Source organism: Vibrio sp. 704 (assembly GCF_033339295.1).
Genome location: NZ_JAWOUH010000001.1, coordinates 829952 through 849377, shown reverse-complemented (window position 1 = coordinate 849377; position 19426 = coordinate 829952). Strand labels below are relative to the sequence as shown.

Below are 19426 nucleotides of genomic sequence, written 5' to 3'. Positions count from 1 at the left end.
AGTTACTTTTCGCTCGGACGTTGCAGGTGCTCTGCAAGTACTTTTGTAAACCTTGCAGCTTCACCACCAGTACAAGCGCGATGATCAAACGTTACGGATAGCGGCATTGCTTTCACCGAAATTGCTTGACCATTTCTTATCACAACTCGGTCGAGTATTCGGCCCGCGCCGACAATAGCGACTTGTGGCGGTGTGACGACAGGTGTCGCGTAAATACCGGCAATCGCGCCGAAGTTGGAAAGAGTAATCGTCGCGTGTTGCAATTGCTCACGACCGATTTTTCTCTCTCTGATCCCTTCAACGGTTTGATCGAGCCAACGACGAACATCTTGTGGCTCGTATTCATCTGCGTGGCGCAAGACTGGCACGTACAATCCATGACGGCTATCTACTGCAATTCCTACATTGACCGTTGTGTGTACACAGCGTGTCATGGTTTCGGCATCAAACCAAGCGTTTAAAGCGGGCTCTTCTTGACACGCATGAACAATCGCTTGAACAAGGCGGATACTGATATCTTCGTTTGGCAGCCAATCTTCCAACAATGCTTCTTCCGTAATGGTTACGGCAGCAACATGTTCGTGCGATTCGGTCATAGACGATACCATGGTACGTCGAGCGCCTTTCAAAACTTCGGTGCCTGGACGCTGTTTTCCGGCTTCGTCGTAAATATCGGCATCTACGATAAGTCCGTTCGGGCCACTACCTGACACAAGGTTAAGATCTACCCCAAGTTTTTGTGCCAACAAGCGAGCCGAAGGCAGGGCGGTAACGAGGTTACTTTCTGTCGTGTTGTGGTTGCCACCAATCCAGAAATCATCAACGTTAACATGATGCGCTTGGTGAGAAACGCTACCGACGACGGTTGCGGCGTCAGCAGTGGCTTTTTTCTCTGCCGTTACTTCTCTCCCGGCACCTGTTTCATCAATCTCTAGCAGTAATGCACCAATATTGACGATTTCACCTTCCTCACCATGACGGCTGACCACACGGCCCGAATAGGGGGCAGGGACGTCGACCGTCGCTTTTGCTGTCTCTACGGTTAAGATCACTTGATCTAATTTAACCATGTCACCGACATTAACGTGCCATTTTACAATTTCTGATTCAGCGAGGCCTTCGCCGAGATCGGGTAAGTTAAACGTCTTCATTTCCAATCCTCCACGAGTTCGCGCGCTGCGGTCACAATGTCTTCTTTCTGAACCATGAAATAATCTTCGTTACGGTAATAAGGCATAATGGTGTCCATTCCAGTTACTCGTTTAGGTGGGGCTTTAAGTAAGCACATGGCGTGTTCAGCGGTTCGAGCTAATAGCTCAGATCCCACACCACAAGTTTTACTCGCTTCATGAACAACGAGTAAACGTCCAGTTTTTTCTAGTGAGCTGAAAATCGTCGCGGTATCAATTGGCTTAATACTCGCCAAATCAATCACCTCGACTTCAATTCCCTGACTAGACAAGGTTTGCGCGGCCTGAAGTGACTCTACGACGCATGCGCCCCAAGTAACGAGCGTGATATCTCGCCCCTTACGCAAGGTGAAGCAGGTGTCGAGTGGGAGTGCTTCGCCGTTATCAACGACTTCAGATTTAACGGTGCGATATATGCGCTTCGGTTCGAAGAACATGACGGGATCATTGCTTCTAATTGCAGCGAGAAGTAAGCCGTATGCGCGTTGTGGAGAAGAAGGAATCACTACTTTAAATCCAGCAGTGTGAGCAAATAGCGCTTCCACGCTTTCTGAGTGGTGTTCCGGAGCGTGGATACCGCCGCCAAATGGCGCACGAAAAACCGCGGGACAAGTGAGCCGACCGCGAGTTCTGTTACGCATTCGAGCCGCGTGGCACATTAAGTGCTCCATCGCAGGAAAAACGAAACCTTGAAACTGAAATTCGGCGACAGGTCGTAATCCTTGCGTTGCCATACCGACCGCAACCCCGCCGATTAAGGCTTCAGCGAGTGGCGTATCGATGACTCGTTTAAGACCAAACTCTTGCTTGAGTCCAACAGTGGCACGAAATACACCACCATTATCGCCCACGTCTTCACCTAGTACGACAACATTGGGGTCTTGTTGCATTTCGTGGTGCAGGGCAAGGTTTACTGCTTCAACCAACGTTAGCTCAGCCATGTCTGCCTCCCTGCATTCTCATTGCCTTGTTGATGAGTTCATCTCTTTGTGCATGAAGCTCTTGAGGTAGCGATTCATACAAATAATCGAAACCGGTTTCTGGTGCTTGTGGCGGTAAGCTCAGATAGCGTTCAACAGCTAACTCTACTTGCTCTTTACAGTAATCTAGCCATTGCTGTTCTTGTTCGTCGCTCCAAGCGCCTTGATTAAGGAGGTACGTTTTAAGACGTGCGATAGGTTCGTATTGCCATGCAGTTTGAACATCATCTTCTTTACGATAACGAGTCGCATCATCGGCCGTAGTGTGGTCACTCAGTCGGTAACTCACCGCTTCGATGAGTGTTGCACCTTTCCCTTTTCTTGCTCTCTCAAGGGCGGTTTTAGTTGCATCATAAACGGCGACGACATCGTTACCATCGACAGTAATACCCGGTATACCTGCACCTTGCGCTTTTTCTGATAAGAAATCGGCGGCACATTGGAGACTACGCGGAACTGAAATTGCCCACTGGTTATTGTTTACGACGAAAACAAGTGGAATATTCCAAGTACCTGCGCAGTTTATTGACTCAAGAAAGTCCCCTTTGGATGTACCACCATCGCCGCACATCACTAGCGCAGCTTCATGGTTACCTTGAATTTTTAGCGCGGAAGCCACCCCGACAGCATGCGTACATTGCGTCGCTATGGGTACACAGTAGGGAAGGTCTCGGCTAGGAACCGGACTGCCTTCAGGAGCAAAATCACTCCCGCGCTCATCGCCACCCCAGTATTGAAGGTTCTTTTCCATGCCAATGCCACGACACCACATCGCAGGCATATCGCGGTAGTAAGGAACAAACACATCATCGGCTTTAAGTGCTCTGCCGACCGCAATGCCTATGGCTTCCGCGCCTAAGTGTGAGGGATAGGTCCCTAGCTTACCGGTGCGTTGCAAGGCAACTGCTTTGTTGTCGTAAGTGCGAGTTAATACCATATCTCGGTAAAACCCGACCAATGTTTCAGTGTCAGCCCAGTTGGGTAGTTGGCCGACTAGGTCCCCACGATGGTCGATAAACCGATGCATGGGTAATGCCTGAACGTTCATCTCAAGCTCCTTTTGACGCTGCGGGTCTTTTGGACTGCAGCTGTTCATACAAAACCAGAGTTTGTATGGGTACTCAAACTCTGATATCAGCGCAAAGGCCATACCTAAGGTTGCGTGTGCTTTCGATAGCGGTAGGCATCTGTTCGTCCCTTAAACTATTTGTCGATAACATCGCTGCGAATATTTCACCGCAAGATACAGAGAAAGGCTTTTCTGTATCTAACCCTCTAACTAAATCGTGGTATAGCCAGATACAATAAGTGTAAACAAATTGTTAAATTATGCTTCATTTTGACTTTCGCTCAGTAGTAAAGTTTTGCTTACACCCTGATTTTGCAGAGTAATATGCTGCTATTTTGTTGGTGGTATTTTTAAACTCGAATTTAATTACTGGTTAATGAAACATATTTGCAACAAAATTTGGCTGTAAAATTTGACAAAGTGAGTCATTATTAATGAATCAACTCAAACAGTTGCTATATGATGAATTGCAAATTTTTGTTGTGCTCGAAGCCTCGACCTTATGAGAATGCATAACTTCTTCCCAACTGAGTGGAATCAAGGTAGGGTGACGGCATTACAAATGTATACCCTCGGCAGTCCTTGAGCTTATCCAAAGTAGGTGGTGCTCAAGTGGAAGTGATTATGGAGAAGTTATGTACCACGCTCATGTTTATTTTCCCCTAAGAGAACAAGATAAAGCGCAAGCCTTGAACGAGATCATCCGTCAAGAGCGTCAAGATGTGCTGCGTGTGTTTCCATTAGTTGGAAGGTTAGTTGGCCCACACAAGATGCCGATGTTTGAAATTCACCTAGAATCATTGAGTGAAGAGTTCTTGGCGTGGCTTGATACGATTCGAGGCGATTTTTCTGTGCTTATTCACCCAGTAAGCGAAGAAGAGTTGCTCGATCACACAGAACACGCGATTTGGTTGGGCAGAGAGATTGGTGTATTTGAAGAAAAGTTAGAGAAATAGTTGCTCCTCTTGCCCATGCATGGCCGCTTTGAATCCTTCTCTTCTCATTGCGGTCACAGCTTCTGCTTAACGCCTCATCTTCATTGATGGGTGCGGAATCCCTCTCTTACGCTTTGCTGTAGCTATTTTTGTGCTAAACCTAAAAGTAGGCTTTCGAACTTCACACAAAGCGTGAAAATGTCGCTGTATAGTATGCCGTTGAATGAATTTTGGTGGTAATAAAATAATAAGTCTTTGATAAATCAAATAGGTATAGCAGGGAAGTGCAGTTTACGACCCCAACGCCATTGGCAGTGGCGCCGATAATTTCTGAGGGGGAAGGGTATGTTTTCAATACTCTTGGTTATACTTGCACTCTATATATTTTGGCTGTTGTTTCGCAACGGGCCTGAGTTTGCCGGGCGTACCGCCCAAAAAAAACGTGACTGGGTTGGGCCTACCGCCAACAAAGAAGAGTGGCGAGGATTTTGTACGGATGTATTTCAGCCGTTCAGTTCTCAAACAACTTTCTACGCCATTGCTTATTTTGCCAATTACGTAGCAGCAGCGAACGCAATATCTTGGTCAACGATATACGAAGGCGATTATCCGGTCATCATAAGCCGATTTGGTAGCTACTTCATTTTAAGTACGCATGATGCACTGGTCGTAGCTGGGTTTATTGCGCTTGCTTTCTTTATCATTAATTGGCAACTTGCCATGCGCTGCTCTGGTATTCTTAGCCAGTATCTAGTGCGGATTCTTATTATTAATCAAAAGCGCTTTGTCGCGATTAGCTTGGTGTTTTGCAGCTACTTTTCGTACCTACTGACGCTTGGTATATTCTGGCTGTTCCATGATGGGTATTCAATCTGGCATGGATTAATGCTTAGCCCTGTGTTCCTGCTGTTAGCTTTACTGGTAGCGGTTGTTGTGCCATCTGCAAAAAGAGAAAGTAGTGTACCTTAGATAGATTTTCCACGTTAAATTACACTTGATTTTGGGATAGTAATTCTTATGCCATTAAGTTAGCATTGCCAGCTTTTTAACGCTCAAAAGGCCACTAATCAGTGGGACAGTGGGAGAAACAATGTTTATCGGCTTTGACTATGGTACTGCAAACTGTTCAGTGGCTAAAATGGAATCGGGTGATCCAGTACTGCTTAATCTGGAAGGAAACAGCCCTTTTATTCCTTCCACCCTTGCTGCACCGACTCGTGAATCGGTATCCGAGCATTTATTTCGCCATCGAGATATTAAACCATTAGATCAAGTTGGTGAGCAGGTTTTACGCCGGGCAATCAATTTAAACCGAGAAGAAAGTATTGACTTAGAATCCGACGACATCGCGTTTGGTCAGGCTGCACTTAATCTCTATTTGGAAGATCCTCGCGATATCTATTATGTGAAATCGCCGAAGTCTTTTCTTGGTGCATCTGGCTTGCGTGATGTGCAATTGGCTTTCTTCGAAGACCTTGTCTGCGCGATGATGGACAATATTAAGTCTCAAGCCGAAAACGATGCGCAGCAAAGTATTACCGATGCTGTGATCGGCAGACCAATTAACTTTCATGGGCGTGGCGGTGAAACGGCTAACATTCAGGCTGAACGCATTTTGTTGCGGGCAGCGAAACGTGCGGGCTTCCAAAATGTGGAGTTTCAGTTTGAGCCTGTCGCGGCGGGCCTAGAGTATGAAGCGACACTCAGCGAAGATAAAATCATTCTAGTAGTCGATATTGGCGGTGGTACAACGGACTGTTCGTTGATCCAAATGGGACCGTCTTGGCGCGGCAAAGCAGATAGGACCGCAAGCTTGTTAGCTCACAGTGGCCAGCGTGTCGGCGGGAATGATCTTGATATCGCGCTAGCATTTAAGCAGCTCATGTTCCCTTTTGGCATGGGAAGTAAAATGGAGTCAGGCATTGTGATGCCGACTACCCAATTCTGGAACCCGATAGCAATCAATAATGTAGAAGCGCAGAGTGACTTCTATTCGCGAGAGAACCTATCAGCGTTAAAGTTGCTTCAAAAGCAGGCTCAAGAGCCAGAAAAACTTGCTCGTTTGCTAGAGGTGTATCATGAGTCTTTAGGCTACAACATTGTTCGCCGTGCCGAAGAGGCAAAAGTGGCACTTTCAGAACAAGCTTCTTACCGAACTGGCATCAACTTACTATCAGAAACGATTGAAGTTGATGTACAACGTGACGAAATGATCGAAGCGATCCAGTCGCCAAAGAATAAAATGACGGCGTTGGTGACAGAAGCGGTAGAGCAAGCTGGAGTTAAACCCGATGCTATCTTTATGACTGGAGGTTCGGCACGCTCGCCAATCTTGCGCGATGCGGTGCAAACCGTACTGCCAAGTATTCCGGTTGTCAGTGGAAACTATTTTGGCTCAGTAACTGCCGGCTTAGCTCGTTGGGCTGAGGTTTGTTTCAAGTAGAAAGAAAGCCGATTAACAGTGGGTCTTTGTTGCCAAACTTATGATTTCATTTAGGCTTGCCAAGTGATGGTTGGAGAACTTTGTCGAGAGGTTGAGTTTTAAGCGGGTAGGGAACCTTTTTAGGATCTTAAGTCTTTCAAGGTCATTCTGAATAGTGAGGGACGAGCGTGATTTAGAATCTCTTGCCCGAGCACGCTGTTATGATATGTGACCCCGTTTCGCCGAGCGTTATTCATCACCATTATTCTGAAGAGTCGAGTTAGGATCTACCGGAATAATGATTTTGACTAAGCTGAGATAAAAATGCCCGCTAAATCAGCGGGCACTTTTGTTTACGTCATTAATGGTGCATGTGTTTTTCCATGTGACCTTGTTTTTCAACCGCCATTTCTACTTCCACTTTACCCGCGTTTTTGAATGTTAACGTCATAGGGAAGCGGTCGCCTTCTTTAAGAGTTTGTGTTGGGTTAAAAATCATTAAATGGAAGCTGCCTGGCTTAAACAACACTGAGTCATTGGCTGGAACGCGCACTTCGTCAATCTTAATCATTTTCATCACACCATCTTCTTTCTTATGCGTGTGAATTTCGACATGCCCTGCGATTGGGCTTTCTGCTGCGATCAATGCATCTTCACTGTCACCGTGGTTGGTTAATTGAAAAAAACCACCGATAACAGGTGCGTTTGGTGGCGCTTCGCGGCTCCATGGATGGTCGATATGAATTTTTCCTGCTTCATAATCGTGCGCTAAACTCAGTGGGCTAGCGATGACAGCAATAAGCGCGATAGCGGCGGTTTTTAATGATTTAAGCATGTGTTTTTCCTTTTGAATTAATAGCTTCTCTGAATGGACAACAAACAGAGTCATCGTTATTTTTGAATAAAGTTGTCAATGATTAGATGCCTGTTAGGCAGGAAAAACACTCGGCGGAGAGTGCTTAGGCGCGATGTGTTTGTAAACGAGCTTATCGCATTTTGAAAAGTGATAAGTCGTCAGTGCATACTTTACTCGGCGCAGCCAATGGATGGTTGTCAGGTAAAGCCCAATCGCAACCAGAAGAAAGAATTGAACAGCTTGAAGAAGCGGACATTCAAACTGAAAGCCGTCGTGTAAGTTAAGATCTTGGATGAGCTTAGAAGAAGATTGAGCGTTAGCCTCAATCAACGTATTGATATCCACCCATTTGAAACCATCTGCGGTACACAGTAAAACCTTTTCACTTTGGACTTTGTTGAGCCAAGTTGTGCTGTGAACTTGTGTAGGGTTAAGAGCGGCTGTGGACGCTAAATACAACTGAAACAACACCGCGATAATAACCGCAATAGCGTGCAAGCGATGGTGTTTGTGCTGTATTAGAGTGTTTTCCATACAATTGAGTGCTTATCTTCTTCGGCGCGGGATACTAACAAATTAACCAAACAATGTAATTATCAGTTTACTAAAAGGTGATGCAAGTGTGCATTATTTGTTTTATTGCCTATTTTTAACGCTTTAATGTTTTGATTCGGCTGACATTCACAACCTCCAATTCAACTTGTCAGTCTTGCCTAGTCGCTTTTGAAGATACCGAATTAATCTCTCTTATATGCCACTGAAGCTTCGGTTAGTGGGTGTCGTGGTGGTGTTTTTACGTGCTAGATTTGGCTGATATCGATTCAAAATGCACACCGAATCTTCACTTGTTTTCCATTAACGGAATTATGACAGTAATTTAATAAAGGATACGGTATTCTGCGCTCCTTTGTACATGCCAGAAACGTCCGTCCTACTTAGTCGGAGGGGCGATTAATCTTAAGAAATTTCTCAAATGAAATACGAACAACAGATTGGATATCGATACCCTAAAGGTCGATTTGCCATGGTGAGTGTATATGCATTCACCGGTGCTGCGATTTTAGCATCGACTATTTTTTCTCTATTGCTGTTTTTGTCTATCGACGAAAACCCGATGATGCAAACCTTATTTGGTGGTTTAGCGATCATTTTTGAAGCAGGTAAATTTTACGCTTGGTATGAATACGGTGAGCGCCGAGCCCATCGCAACTACACAGGAGCAGCAACCGCTCTCGTGTTTTATTTAGTTTTAGCTGCGATTTCCATTGGCGGTAGTATTGGTGGGATTAATAGTGCAACCAATAGTGCACAAAGTCATATTTCGGTAGAGCAGGCGAAAGTGGAAGCGTTTAATCGTCAGATTGCGGCAATCGATAAGCAGATTGAGCTCAACAATATGGCAGCGCAGAAATACATCGAGATGGAGCGTATCGCGACTGGTGTAACTCGCATTCAGGATCAAAACAAAACCTTACGTGAAGAGCAGCAACGCTTGGCTATGGAGCGTGATAGTTTACCGCCGGTGACGCAAGGCTCAGTGATTGGTTTGATTGATAGCCTAGCCAATGCATTTGGTACCACCTCTCAACAAGCTCAGCTTGGCTTGGTTGTATTTCTTTCGATTCTTTTGGACTTCTTTGCTGCATTTTTTGTTGGCTTGATTGGTGAAGAGCAACGGTTCCGATATTTCTATCGCAGAAATGAGGGCATGATATTGAAAACAGTTCGCGATATAGACCCAGCGCCTGCGGGTTATCTTCCTCATATAAAAGAGGAAGAAGAGCAAGAAATACCAGCTGCGCCGGAGCCAGAAGAACCAAAGGAACCGAAAACCTTGTTAGAGCAAGTTAGCGATGCACTTAAAACGCATCAAATTACGTGCACCAAAAAAGCCGTTGCTAAACAGTTTAGGCTGTCTGCGGAAGAGGTAGACAAGGTATTTGAAGAATTGGCAGAGCTCGGTTTAGTGGGGAAAAAAGCCAACCACCATTATCATTGGATAGGTGAAGCAGAAACCGCATAATTGGTTATCTATTAGAGTTCGGAAAGAGCGTCAATCGGCGCTCTTTTTTTTGGGGAGGGGGGAGTTTCGCTATTAAAGTTAACTACAAGAAAGCGTATCAATCTTTATTGAGCTTTTTGGTTACGTCTTTCACCGTTTTCTTCTCTTTTTCCGGTGTCATTGCATCAACAGCTTTACCCGCCACCCCTTCATCTGGCAATTTGTCTTTTCCTGCATCAACTGCGGTATCTTTCAGTGCCTCTTTAGGCGTACAGCGACCCCCAACACCAACCACGGCTTTTGTCGCAGCGGCTTTAGCTGCCTTTTCTGCATCGCAGTCAGGATCCATAACGCTAGCTAAGCTCGTGGCTGAACCAAAAAACAAGATTAACAAAATGAGGTTGCGTTTTTTCATATTCGTCACCAATGTTGTGAAACATAGGTAAAGTGTAACGGAGAGAAAAGGCTTTGGCTGAGAATTTGTTGGTTTGAGCTTGGGAAGCAAAGTAAGGTGAAAAGAAAAAGTGCCACCGAAGTGACACTTTTTCTTAAGCGTAGAAGGGATTAGTAGTCGTAAACGTCTAACTCCACTTCACGGGCAATATTTTGCTCGTTAATGATCACACCTTCGACTTCGACACGAGCACCATTTAGGTTAAGTTCTTCAATGCCTTGGAAGCGTGTTTGTGCATCAATCACAACGGTGGTGTTAGTTAGTACTTGATCAGCATCATTCTCACAATGCTCGATTTCAAATGTTCTTGCTTCAGCATCGTAGTTTGATACGTATCCTTCACATTCAAATTCTTTACCTTGCCATTGGTTGTTATCGTCAAAGTCTGGTTGCTCAAACTCAATAACGGTAGCGATGCGTTTGCCATTTTTCACGACAGACGTTACTTCCACTTCTTGGCCTTGTTTTAGGTTCGCTTTGCTGCCATCTTCAAATCGTGTTGCGTTATCGATGAAGAATGCACCTCGGTAGTTTAGTGAGAACTCACTGTAGTCATTTGCAACCCAAGTGACGATGCCTTCCACATCGCTGTCATTGCTTATGACGTCGTAGCCTTCAACTTCTACCTCATGTGCCATGAAGATACCGTTTTGCATTTCACCTTCGGCTTCAATCCATTGACCAATGCTAAGCTGGTTAACGTTGTTATATGTCACCGTTACTTTTCCACCTAACTTAAATGTTCCAGCATTTGCATCGATACTGGTAATACGGCCTTCCAGTTCGTAGTCGTTATCAAGTGCTGGGTAATCGTTATCTACGTCGAGCTCGACCACAGACAACACTCGATAACCCGCATCAGCAGTTGGCAATGATGACACCATCACCCAGTCGTTGACCTCTATATCATCACTTAAATCGTCAAACTGCAGCTCTACGCCGTTTACCGTGAATTTTTTCTTCACATGATCAATTGCTGTCACACGTCCAGTAATGGTTGGTTCAAGTATGACTCGGACGCCATTGTCCGAAGTTTGCCGAATATCTGAACCCACGCGAACCACCATTTTTGGTTTTACATCGGCCAGTTGCACTTGTGTGTCGTCATAAACCACCTCAGACACACGATACGTATGTCCATTGACGGTTAACGTGCTTTCTTCAGCGTTGACCGCTTCAACAGAGCCAATCGCTACACTTGGTTTCACTGCTGGTTGAGTTGATGTGCTATCGCTATTGCTGCCACCACCTGAACCACCACAACCAGACAATGCCAAACCTACTACAGAAATAAGAGCGAGTTTTTTCATTGTATTAACCTCAATTTACGAGCGAGTTTAGGAAATTGCCTGTATCTTATTGGGCATATCGTGAAGAGATCGTGAAGAAATGTGATTTTATGAAAATTTTAATTGTAGATGACAACCATAACGTCTCGGAGACGATTGCAGACTATCTTGAGCTAGAAGGCATGATTATCGATTGTGCGTTTCATGGAGAGGCTGCGATTAAGTTAATCGAGGAAAATCATTACGATGTAATCATCATGGATATCATGATGCCGAAGCTCGATGGCATCAGTACGGTACAGAAGCTTCGACAAGATAAGTTATGTGGAACGCCAATTCTCTTCCTAACGGCAAAAGATACGCTAGAGGACAAAATCGCGGCTTTTAAAGCGGGGGGAGATGATTATTTAATGAAGCCATTTGCGATGGAAGAGCTCAGTTTGCGTGTTCATGCTTTGGCTAATCGTGGTCCAAGACAAGATATCGGAACGCTCAAATTTGCAGATATTTGTTTAGATGCGCGGACAGGAAAAGTAACGAGAAAAGACAAAGAAATTAAGCTGAGTCGAATTCAAACTAAAATTTTAAAATTGCTCCTCCAACGTGCTCCAGCAGCGGTCTCGCGCACAGAAGTGATCGATAGTGTGTGGGGAGACGAACCACCCGGAAGTGATGCACTTCGTAGCCATATTTACGGTTTAAGAACCGCGCTAGACAAAGGTTTTGAAGAATCACGATTAGAGACTATTCATGGACAAGGTTACCGACTTAAAGCATAACGAATATCCAAGCATTTATCGCAAGATCCGTTGGGGTTTTGGGGTCATGACGTTTGTGATGTTTACTCTTTTTTGGTCGCTGATTTATGTGGCAGAAAACAAACTGGAAGTGCTGAGTTTACATCACTGGCTAGATACTGAAGCTGCGCTTTATAGTGAGAATTTCGAGAAACAGGGCTGGGATGCGCCATTGCCAAACGTATTGGAATTCAACTCATATTGGAGTGAAGCACCGACACCCGATTGGTTGCTCTCTTTTACTTCACCTGGTTTTTACGAATACCTGCTTGGTGAAGAAGACAAACACTTTGTTGTATTGAACCACCCCTCAGGGAAGGGGCTTATGTACATTGTATTTCAAGATGACTCAGATGATTACTTGGACGAATACGAAAGCTCGCTGCATCAGTTTACGCTGCTGCTCGGTGGTTTGTTTTCATTTGTCATGGTTGGGTATGGCATTTACATGGTGCGAATATTGTCTCGGCCATTAGCGCAAATTGAAGACAAAATTAGCCAAATGTCACCGGATCAACCCGCTTTCCAAGTTGAAACTAAGTTCAGCGAAACACGCCAGATAGAGCAGACTTTGCTGGATAATAAGAACGATATCGCGGGCTATTTCAAACGAGAACAAGAATTTAGCCGTTTTGCATCGCATGAGTTGAGAACGCCAATCATGGTGATTAAAGGCTCAACAGACATTCTGACGCGTCTTCCTGATCAACCTCGAGTTGCGCAAAAAGCCATCACGAGGATGCAGTCAGCTTGTGACGAGATGCGTGTACTGACAGAAGCGTTTCTCTTACTTGGTAAAGAGAAAATAGAGCCTCAACATTACGGAGAGCATCAGCTTCTTACTTGTTTACAAAAACAACTGGAAGAGCTGGCTCCTTTATTTGCCAAGCAAGATTCGAACTACGCTTTGCACGAACAACATAGTGGTGTAGTGAAGGCACCAGAGAGTTTTGTGACCATTGTTATCAACAATCTGATTAAAAACGCCTTTAGCTATAGTGTGGGAGATATTGAAATTGAGTTGAAAGGTCATGCGCTTAAGATCCTAAACCGTCACGATGGCAACGAGACGTACAACGCTGGTTATGGTTGTGGGCTTGTTATCGTACAACGAATATGTGAACGGATGGGGTGGGCGTTAGTACTGGACGATGATGGTGTTCGATTTAGTGCAAAAGTGGAGTTCTGCTCTTAGCTTTGCGCGTATTGATTCAAGTGAGAATTAACGCTCTGGCTTTTTCTTGTCGTACGCATCTAACCCGTAGTCAAACAAGAAAAAACTGGAATTTGAATTAGACTGAAGTTAGTGAAGCGGAAACTCGAGGAACCGTTATGCTCTCTTATCAGGTCAGCCGAAGTATTGAAATTAATAAGAATCAAAGTGAAATTATTGGCTATCTCAAGAACTTCAATAACTGGCCCAGCTGGTCACCATGGATCATTCTTGAACCAAGCTGCGAGCTGACATTCAGTGATAATCAGGGCCACGTTGGAGCTGGTTATCAATGGAATGGTCAGCGTATTGGGACTGGCGCGATTGTACTGGAAAGTACTCAAGAGCATCGATTAGATATGGAGCTACATTTCTTTCGCCCAATCAAGAGCCATGGAAAGGTGACTCTAATCGTGACGCCGTCACAAAATGGCTGTTTAGTCGAATGGCAAATGCAATCTCGCGTCCCTTGGTATCTGTTCTTTCTGAAAAGTATGTTTAAGTCGATGATAGAGATGGATTATCAACGTGGGTTACGCATGCTCAAAAGTAAGCTTGAAACCGGAAGAGTGCATTCAGACTTAGTCGAAATAGGTAACCGAACGTTGCCTCAAATTCATTACATTGGGATCAAGGGTGTGGCTAGCTTGCAGGAATTAGGTTCGGTAATTGAGAAGCATGTTCAGCAACTAGAACAGTTAATTAGTGACGAAACCCTATCCGTGAATGGTGAATTGTTTTGTTATTACCAGTCGATGGATATGCAGAAAGGTACATTCGAGTTTATCACTTGCTTTCCTCTTCATAACTCAGTACCAGCGCCTCAAGGGGCGGTTACCGGTACCATTCCTGAGAGTGAAACATTTGTCGTTGAACACCGAGGTGAATATCAGTTTTTGGGAAATGCATGGGCTTTAGCGATGAACTTGGTTCGTCAGAGTGGTATGAAAGTCAAAACCAGTCCTTTAGGAATCGAACGCTATCTGAATAGCCCGAAGGAAACCACGGAAGAAGAGCTAAGAACGGAAATTATTTTGTTTAAGAAATGACAGGCGCAGGCGAGTAGGGTGTTTAGGTATCATACTGGTTATGCGAAATGTTATTAAAGAATAATAGCCTATCTGTTCCTACCCATAAAAATGCCTCAGCAATCGCTGAGGCATGGTTTTACAGGCCAACTTCTCTTGTTAGAGAATTATTGTGCACGGTATTTACCGCTGTTTAGTTCAATTTTAGACGCTTTTACCCGGCTGTCTGCGTTTAGGTAGTCGCTAATACTTAGCAGATCTTGATCTTGAGATGCTTTTAACACCGCTGATTCCCCCTCTGCGAAGATAACTTCTAATTTTAACTCTTTGGCGACTGCTTTCGCTTCGTTAGGATTGTTTACGGTGATATAAACCAGTCCAGTGGCTTTGGATACGTTACTAAACGCATTCTTAAACACCTCATCACCCGCTTGAAGTTTTACGTCTTCAGATAGGGTTCTAATAGTGCCAGTTTGCACTTTTCGATAATCTTGGCCATTAATCTCAACCGCTTCTGATGGCACAAACAGTTCTGGTGCAGGCTGTTGAGAGAGCTGTTGCTCAGCGTATACACTCGACGTCATGATAACGAGAGCCAGCATAGAAAATGATTTGTATTTCATGTTATTGACTCCTTAGTGTCCAAATATGCGCATCGACCAGTTCTTAATAACACCGGGCTGAGCGTTGTTTGCCATCGGAACGTCATAGATGGTGGAAGAGTTGAAATATGCAATGTAAGAATAGACTTCATCGCCGTTCGTATCTATTGCTCGCAACGTCCATTCGCCTTTTGCATCTTCGCCATAAAATTGGTTAGACAACATTAATTGATCTTTGTAGCCAGTAATCGATGAATCAAGAGATTGACCAACAAGACCATTGCGCGGTGTTTGCAAAACGGAACGAGTCCCTGATGGCGAAATGAGCTCGATAGCTAAGTCGGGCAGACGAGCGTGGTCCAGTGTCAATGTCACTTGAACGGATTCTACTGTCAGCTCATCGGCAATGGCGATACTTGAAGAACCACCAACTAGACTTGCATCGGGTACACTTACTTCTGTAGCGTTATTAACCCATGGCGTAATGACTTGAGTTGGCAAAACACGATTCGTCATGCGAGCACGTTGCATCGCTTCATCTAAATCTACAGCGCCGAAGCCATAAAAAGTATGGAAATCTACGCCTGCTGCGTTTTTTTGCCAAGGGGCAATTGCCTCGTAGCTAACCTGTTCACCTTTATGGTTAGTAAATTCAAGCTGTACGCCTGGATGCGCTTTATCCGTTACTTTTGCTGTCTCCGCTAGTAAAGCACGTACATCACGAGCAGAAAGTGCGTGGTTGGTTGACATGATTGCCGCGATGGCACCCGATGTGTTCGGCGCAGCCGATGAGGTTCCGTTCATCGTACTGGTATAGTTACAGTTCGGATCGAGCGCCGTTCCGCCGTGTAACCCATTAATGCCAAGGCCATCACTGGTATTTTGCCCTTCTTCACAACCCATTAAATCAGTGGTGACCATAGCAGGGAAATCTTGCCCATATTCACCTGCTGGTGCTGCAACCCACACGTTCGAACCCACAGATGAGTAACTCGCTCGCGTACCATCCGCTCGTAGTGCACTAGTGACTAAATTGAAGTAATTGGCGTTATCATAAGACTGAGCAGAGTTGTGCATCGGTAAGCCTTGATTGTCTCCACCAGCAAAGAAGTTACTTGGCAATACGAAGAATCGCCCTGCATTGAAATAACGGTAACCATTACCTGCTGACTTTACAAATACAGCACCTCGACCCCAGGCGTTACTCTCGCTGACGTTTTTCATCACGTCCATTTCAAGTTTTAGTTGAGGGTCGCTTTCATCAAAAGTAATCGGGTTTATAGGGCTGAAACCGTAACTTTGGTTAAATACGCGAACATCACGTGTTGCTGGGTCCATGCCATGGGAGATTAACCAGCCTTCTAATGTCTGGTTGGCTAACCAGTTAAAACCGATGAGGGAAGAGAGAGAAGCGACACCGCGTCCGCCTTCACCGTTGTTGCCGACGGCGCTAATCAAACCGGCTACAGCAGTGCCATGACCATTAGTATCAACCGGATAACTTGGTGGGAATGAAGAGTCTTCGACGAAGTTTCTGCTACCTGTAACTATATTACCTGCAAGGTCGGGGTGATCGATCTGCACTCCAGAATCAATAACGGCAACTTTCACACCAACACCTGCAATCCCCATTGCCTGAGTGAGCTTAGTGTTTAAGTCGTTCCCAGCAACAGCAGGATTAGCCGCAAACGCAGTTTGCCCCGTGTTGTCTAAGTGCCATTGTTCAGAATAGAGTGGATCAAACGCCGAGACGGCAGGTGCAATGCCTACTGCCAACATAGCAGCAAATAGGCGATTAATGCGTATTTCCATTTTTGACCTCATGTCTTTGTTTGGAATTTTTTAGTTCCTGTTTCATATTCCGCTAACAGGAACAAACAAAGCTAACGACAAAGAATAAGGACGAAAACCATTTACAACTTGTTTACATTAAAAGTTCGATGGACAACATAAGTCTTTGTTAATTTACTGAAACCATGAGGTTTTTATATGTCGCATCGAACATGCATGAAAAGTGAAAAGCAGAAAATACGAGTGTACCGTCTGCTTCAAGAGGGGGGGTTATTTAGTTGGAGCGGGTTGAATAGTTGCCATTGGTTTCTTAGGTTCGGCTTTTTCCTTAGGCAGCACGTTATCAATCCACTTTTTAATGTACAACTTATCGAATTCTTTATCACACCACTTTTTGTTTAATCCACGTCGATTGAACTCAGCACCAATCGCCACTTTGGTTTGGTTGGTTGCACGGTTGTAGTAGAGAGTTTCACATAGTTGAGTGTTACTCATTTGCTGGGCATATACATTGACACTGCTGCTGCGCATTCCCAGTTGAGATGCTTGCTGATTACTACACGCCATAAGAAATAGAGGCGCAAAAGTAATAATGATTAGATTTTTTTTCATGTGTGCTTTTTTATGATGTAGGATGAATGATGAACTGGTTTCTACCAGCTTGCTTCGCATCATACAAAGCTTGGTCTGCCAAGAAAAACCACTGATCCCATTCTTGTTTAATTGTTTGTGCCGACAGTTTGTCCACTGCTCCAAGGGAAATTGTCGCGCTTAATGGTTTAGAGTCAACCACCAATGGCGTGTTTTCAACAGTATATCTCAATCGCTCCAAAAACTTAGCGCAATCTTCAGCTCGCTGTACTTCGAATAATAGGACAAACTCTTCTCCACCCCAACGAATGAGTAGGTCACCAGAGCGAGTGGATTCATTAAATAGCGTGGCAATATGAGTCAGCATTTTATCGCCAATATCGTGTCCATATTGATCATTAAAGGTTTTAAAATGATCAACATCTAAAACTGCTAAGGCAAATGTTCTATCTGGGCTTCTACGAGCCATTTTGTCCAGCCAAATGTGAAGATAGCGACGGTTATGCAGTTGAGTTAACGGATCGGTAGTATTTTCTTGAGTGAGTGCTTTATTAATACGTCTAACGCGCAGTACGTAACGAAAACCAACGACACCAATTGCCGTAATAGCGATAAAGTAGAACATTTCTCGATAGCGCTGCGAACGCAGTTCAGACGCTTGTAGCGCATTTTTTGTTTCTAGCAATTTGAGTTCTTTCTGGGCTAACTTAGCTTCGAGATCAAACTTAATGTTAATCATCTCTTCACCATGAATATGATGAGAAAACTCAGCCTCTAGCTCTCTTAATTGGGTTAAATAATGAAAAGCAGCTTCATAGTCATTAAGAATTTGATGAGCGTTTACCAGTACCGAAAGCATATCAATACGCTGCCGCAGCTCTAATTCACTGGTTGACTTGGTTTGTTCTAGAACGTTAAGCGCTGTTGTAATAGCTTTATCGTATTGTTTGTTTGCGAGGTAAGCCTCTGCAAATGCCTCGTAACAAGACGTTTTTAGCATTTCTAGATTTTTTGGAATGGGCAGGTCTACGCAACGCTGTGCGACCATTAATGCATCATCAATTTTTCCTACCGAGCTCAACATTTGTGAAAAGCTGGATAAAGAGTGGTGCTTGACTGTGTCCGACCCCGTTTGCATTGAAAGTCGAATGGCTTCATTGAAATAATATTCCGCTTTTTTGTTATCTCCGAGGCTCGAGTGAACGATGCTAAGGTTTGCGTAGATAACCCCCATAAAAAAGCTATTATCGTATTGATATTCGCTCTCTAGGTAAGTGTCGAGAGCTTGCGTTAGGTAACTGTTGGCCCGAGCCCAATCTGATGCATCGATGTAGACCGTCCCAATGTTGTTCAGTGTCATCGCGACTTGTATTTCAAATACTGTTTTTTCTAATAACTCATAGGCATTGCGATAATATTTTAGGCCACTGCGTAGTTGATTTCGAGATACTTCTAGATTGCCTAACCAGCGGTAAGCACGGCCTTCTAATGCTAGATAACCAAGATCACGGGCTGTAGAAACAACGTCATGGAGTAACAATTCTGCGTTCCAGTTATCGTCTTGCTCAATCATTGTTACAGCCTTATTGAGCTGTGCTTCAGCGACGACCCATTCCAAATGGTGCTTTTTACCGAATTCGATTAAATCGGGCATATCTTTCGGTAATGGAACGCCTTCGTAACGCTTAAGGTACTTTCGTGCAAAGTAATACAGAGCAAGAGACTCCGCTGATGCATTCTGTGGCGCATTTAACTCATCTTTTTGAATTGATCGCGGCTTACCCATCGAGCGAAAGTAGAGTTTTAACATGGGCTTGCTTTCTGCTGAAATGTGTTCTTCCAGATAAGCTTGCTTTTCGGTACTCGCCAGTACGTTGGTGGGATGCAAGAAAAGTCCAAGTGCAGTACAAAGTGCGCAAGCCAGTTTTTTAATTGAGAAGTGCATGAGCGTATTAATAAAATGTGATCTCTTAACCGAATACCAGTTAAGTCTACCATTTCTTGTTGGTTAAGTGCGGATGGATTCCCAGTGGCAAAGTGTTTTGGGAGTGAGATACGAGAAGGATCTCTATAATATTATGATTTATAAAACAAAATCTATTGAAAACTTATGCAATGATTAGGCGATGGTATAGATAAGGTAACGATGACAGGTAGGCGAGCATATTCGGTGGACTCAATCTAATGATTTAAGCCGCGGATTCATC

The 19426-nt window shown here is 44.4% G+C and carries 19 protein-coding genes; 8 read left to right on the top strand and 11 right to left on the bottom strand.

Annotation, left to right across the window (positions count from 1 at the left end; all coding sequences use genetic code 11):
- Window positions 1–2: 2 nt before the first annotated feature.
- The 3 genes from R7R24_RS03570 to pdhA are packed head-to-tail and all read right to left on the bottom strand — an operon-like array spanning window position 3 to window position 3218.
- Window positions 3–1151, bottom strand: coding sequence for a dihydrolipoamide acetyltransferase family protein (locus R7R24_RS03570; protein ID WP_005375831.1), 1149 nt, complete (start codon window positions 1149–1151; stop codon window positions 3–5).
- Window positions 1148–2131 (bottom strand): alpha-ketoacid dehydrogenase subunit beta, encoded by a 984-nt coding sequence (locus R7R24_RS03565; RefSeq protein WP_042521051.1) that lies wholly within the window; start codon window positions 2129–2131, stop codon window positions 1148–1150. Before R7R24_RS03565 ends, R7R24_RS03570 begins: the two co-directional genes overlap by 4 nt.
- A complete protein-coding gene (pdhA, locus tag R7R24_RS03560; RefSeq protein ID WP_025998586.1) occupies window positions 2124–3218 on the bottom strand; it encodes a pyruvate dehydrogenase (acetyl-transferring) E1 component subunit alpha in 1095 nt (364 codons plus the stop codon). The genes R7R24_RS03565 and pdhA overlap by 8 nt, the downstream gene beginning before the upstream one ends.
- A 65-nt stretch (window positions 3219–3283) precedes the next feature.
- Between pdhA and R7R24_RS03555 the strand changes: the two genes are divergently transcribed.
- The 4 genes from R7R24_RS03555 to yegD all read left to right on the top strand — a co-directional run bounded on the left by R7R24_RS03555 (window position 3284) and on the right by yegD (window position 6617).
- Window positions 3284–3478 carry a hypothetical protein gene (locus R7R24_RS03555; RefSeq protein ID WP_147289583.1) on the top strand — a complete coding sequence of 65 codons (195 nt, stop codon included), beginning with the start codon at window positions 3284–3286 and terminating at the stop codon, window positions 3476–3478.
- A 396-nt stretch (window positions 3479–3874) separates the two neighbouring features.
- A complete protein-coding gene (locus tag R7R24_RS03550) occupies window positions 3875–4195 on the top strand; it encodes a DOPA 4,5-dioxygenase family protein (RefSeq protein WP_115386690.1) in 321 nt (106 codons plus the stop codon).
- Window positions 4196–4519: 324 nt separating this feature from the next.
- Window positions 4520–5143: a hypothetical protein gene (locus tag R7R24_RS03545; protein WP_005375837.1), complete on the top strand. Its 624-nt coding sequence runs from the start codon at window positions 4520–4522 to the stop codon at window positions 5141–5143.
- Window positions 5144–5264: 121 nt separating this feature from the next.
- On the top strand, window positions 5265–6617 hold the full coding sequence (gene yegD, locus R7R24_RS03540) for a molecular chaperone (protein ID WP_005375838.1): 1353 nt from the start codon (window positions 5265–5267) through the stop codon (window positions 6615–6617).
- A 340-nt stretch (window positions 6618–6957) separates the two neighbouring features.
- Here the strand turns inward: yegD and R7R24_RS03535 are convergent, their stop codons facing one another.
- Both R7R24_RS03535 and R7R24_RS03530 read right to left on the bottom strand, forming a co-directional pair.
- Window positions 6958–7431 carry a copper chaperone PCu(A)C gene (locus tag R7R24_RS03535; RefSeq protein WP_005375841.1) on the bottom strand — a complete coding sequence of 158 codons (474 nt, stop codon included), beginning with the start codon at window positions 7429–7431 and terminating at the stop codon, window positions 6958–6960.
- A 93-nt stretch (window positions 7432–7524) separates the two neighbouring features.
- The gene (locus R7R24_RS03530) at window positions 7525–7986 is read right to left on the bottom strand and encodes a hypothetical protein (RefSeq protein ID WP_005388493.1); all 462 of its coding nucleotides are present in this window, start codon (window positions 7984–7986) and stop codon (window positions 7525–7527) included.
- A 439-nt stretch (window positions 7987–8425) separates the two neighbouring features.
- Here R7R24_RS03530 and R7R24_RS03525 point away from each other — a divergent pair, with 439 nt between their 5' ends.
- On the top strand, window positions 8426–9475 hold the full coding sequence (locus R7R24_RS03525; RefSeq protein ID WP_017634220.1) for a hypothetical protein: 1050 nt from the start codon (window positions 8426–8428) through the stop codon (window positions 9473–9475).
- Window positions 9476–9572: 97 nt separating this feature from the next.
- On the opposite strand, the gene R7R24_RS03520 is transcribed toward R7R24_RS03525, so the two are convergent.
- Entirely contained in the window at window positions 9573–9869 is a 297-nt protein-coding gene (locus R7R24_RS03520) for a hypothetical protein (protein WP_005375845.1), read from the bottom strand.
- Window positions 9870–10018: 149 nt separating this feature from the next.
- Window positions 10019–11218 (bottom strand): DUF5666 domain-containing protein, encoded by a 1200-nt coding sequence (locus R7R24_RS03515; protein ID WP_206946468.1) that lies wholly within the window; start codon window positions 11216–11218, stop codon window positions 10019–10021.
- Window positions 11219–11307: 89 nt separating this feature from the next.
- Between R7R24_RS03515 and R7R24_RS03510 the strand changes: the two genes are divergently transcribed.
- From R7R24_RS03510 to R7R24_RS03500, 3 genes are all read left to right on the top strand, one after another.
- The gene (locus R7R24_RS03510) at window positions 11308–11976 is read left to right on the top strand and encodes a response regulator transcription factor (protein ID WP_017820242.1); all 669 of its coding nucleotides are present in this window, start codon (window positions 11308–11310) and stop codon (window positions 11974–11976) included.
- On the top strand, window positions 11948–13189 hold the full coding sequence (locus tag R7R24_RS03505; protein WP_017634216.1) for a sensor histidine kinase: 1242 nt from the start codon (window positions 11948–11950) through the stop codon (window positions 13187–13189). The genes R7R24_RS03510 and R7R24_RS03505 overlap by 29 nt, the downstream gene beginning before the upstream one ends.
- 137 nt (window positions 13190–13326) lie before the next feature.
- Window positions 13327–14256, top strand: a complete 930-nt coding sequence (locus R7R24_RS03500) for an SRPBCC family protein (RefSeq protein ID WP_017820241.1) — start codon at window positions 13327–13329, stop codon at window positions 14254–14256.
- Between the two features lie 146 nt (window positions 14257–14402).
- On the opposite strand, the gene R7R24_RS03495 is transcribed toward R7R24_RS03500, so the two are convergent.
- The 4 genes from R7R24_RS03495 to R7R24_RS03480 all read right to left on the bottom strand — a co-directional run bounded on the left by R7R24_RS03495 (window position 14403) and on the right by R7R24_RS03480 (window position 19164).
- Window positions 14403–14858, bottom strand: a complete 456-nt coding sequence (locus R7R24_RS03495; RefSeq protein ID WP_005375850.1) for a hypothetical protein — start codon at window positions 14856–14858, stop codon at window positions 14403–14405.
- A 12-nt stretch (window positions 14859–14870) separates the two neighbouring features.
- Entirely contained in the window at window positions 14871–16649 is a 1779-nt protein-coding gene (locus R7R24_RS03490) for a S8 family peptidase (protein WP_318119418.1), read from the bottom strand.
- 249 nt (window positions 16650–16898) lie between these two features.
- Window positions 16899–17240, bottom strand: a complete 342-nt coding sequence (locus tag R7R24_RS03485; RefSeq protein ID WP_017820239.1) for a hypothetical protein — start codon at window positions 17238–17240, stop codon at window positions 16899–16901.
- A 10-nt stretch (window positions 17241–17250) separates the two neighbouring features.
- Window positions 17251–19164 carry a tetratricopeptide repeat-containing diguanylate cyclase gene (locus R7R24_RS03480; RefSeq protein WP_206946470.1) on the bottom strand — a complete coding sequence of 638 codons (1914 nt, stop codon included), beginning with the start codon at window positions 19162–19164 and terminating at the stop codon, window positions 17251–17253.
- Between the last annotated feature and the right edge of the window lie 262 nt (window positions 19165–19426).

Coding starts and splice junctions, on each gene's coding strand:
- R7R24_RS03510 (WP_017820242.1), top strand. CDS start 11,308: ATGAAAATTTTAATTGTAGATGACAACCATAACGTCTCGGAGACGATT.
- R7R24_RS03520 (WP_005375845.1), bottom strand. CDS start 9,869: ATGAAAAAACGCAACCTCATTTTGTTAATCTTGTTTTTTGGTTCAGCC.
- yegD (WP_005375838.1), top strand. CDS start 5,265: ATGTTTATCGGCTTTGACTATGGTACTGCAAACTGTTCAGTGGCTAAA.
- R7R24_RS03555 (WP_147289583.1), top strand. CDS start 3,284: ATGGGTACTCAAACTCTGATATCAGCGCAAAGGCCATACCTAAGGTTG.
- R7R24_RS03490 (WP_318119418.1), bottom strand. CDS start 16,649: ATGGAAATACGCATTAATCGCCTATTTGCTGCTATGTTGGCAGTAGGC.
- R7R24_RS03550 (WP_115386690.1), top strand. CDS start 3,875: ATGTACCACGCTCATGTTTATTTTCCCCTAAGAGAACAAGATAAAGCG.
- R7R24_RS03500 (WP_017820241.1), top strand. CDS start 13,327: ATGCTCTCTTATCAGGTCAGCCGAAGTATTGAAATTAATAAGAATCAA.
- R7R24_RS03535 (WP_005375841.1), bottom strand. CDS start 7,431: ATGCTTAAATCATTAAAAACCGCCGCTATCGCGCTTATTGCTGTCATC.
- R7R24_RS03480 (WP_206946470.1), bottom strand. CDS start 19,164: ATGCACTTCTCAATTAAAAAACTGGCTTGCGCACTTTGTACTGCACTT.
- pdhA (WP_025998586.1), bottom strand. CDS start 3,218: ATGAACGTTCAGGCATTACCCATGCATCGGTTTATCGACCATCGTGGG.
- R7R24_RS03545 (WP_005375837.1), top strand. CDS start 4,520: ATGTTTTCAATACTCTTGGTTATACTTGCACTCTATATATTTTGGCTG.
- R7R24_RS03505 (WP_017634216.1), top strand. CDS start 11,948: ATGGACAAGGTTACCGACTTAAAGCATAACGAATATCCAAGCATTTAT.
- R7R24_RS03570 (WP_005375831.1), bottom strand. CDS start 1,151: ATGAAGACGTTTAACTTACCCGATCTCGGCGAAGGCCTCGCTGAATCA.
- R7R24_RS03485 (WP_017820239.1), bottom strand. CDS start 17,240: ATGAAAAAAAATCTAATCATTATTACTTTTGCGCCTCTATTTCTTATG.
- R7R24_RS03530 (WP_005388493.1), bottom strand. CDS start 7,986: ATGGAAAACACTCTAATACAGCACAAACACCATCGCTTGCACGCTATT.
- R7R24_RS03525 (WP_017634220.1), top strand. CDS start 8,426: ATGAAATACGAACAACAGATTGGATATCGATACCCTAAAGGTCGATTT.
- R7R24_RS03515 (WP_206946468.1), bottom strand. CDS start 11,218: ATGAAAAAACTCGCTCTTATTTCTGTAGTAGGTTTGGCATTGTCTGGT.
- R7R24_RS03565 (WP_042521051.1), bottom strand. CDS start 2,131: ATGGCTGAGCTAACGTTGGTTGAAGCAGTAAACCTTGCCCTGCACCAC.
- R7R24_RS03495 (WP_005375850.1), bottom strand. CDS start 14,858: ATGAAATACAAATCATTTTCTATGCTGGCTCTCGTTATCATGACGTCG.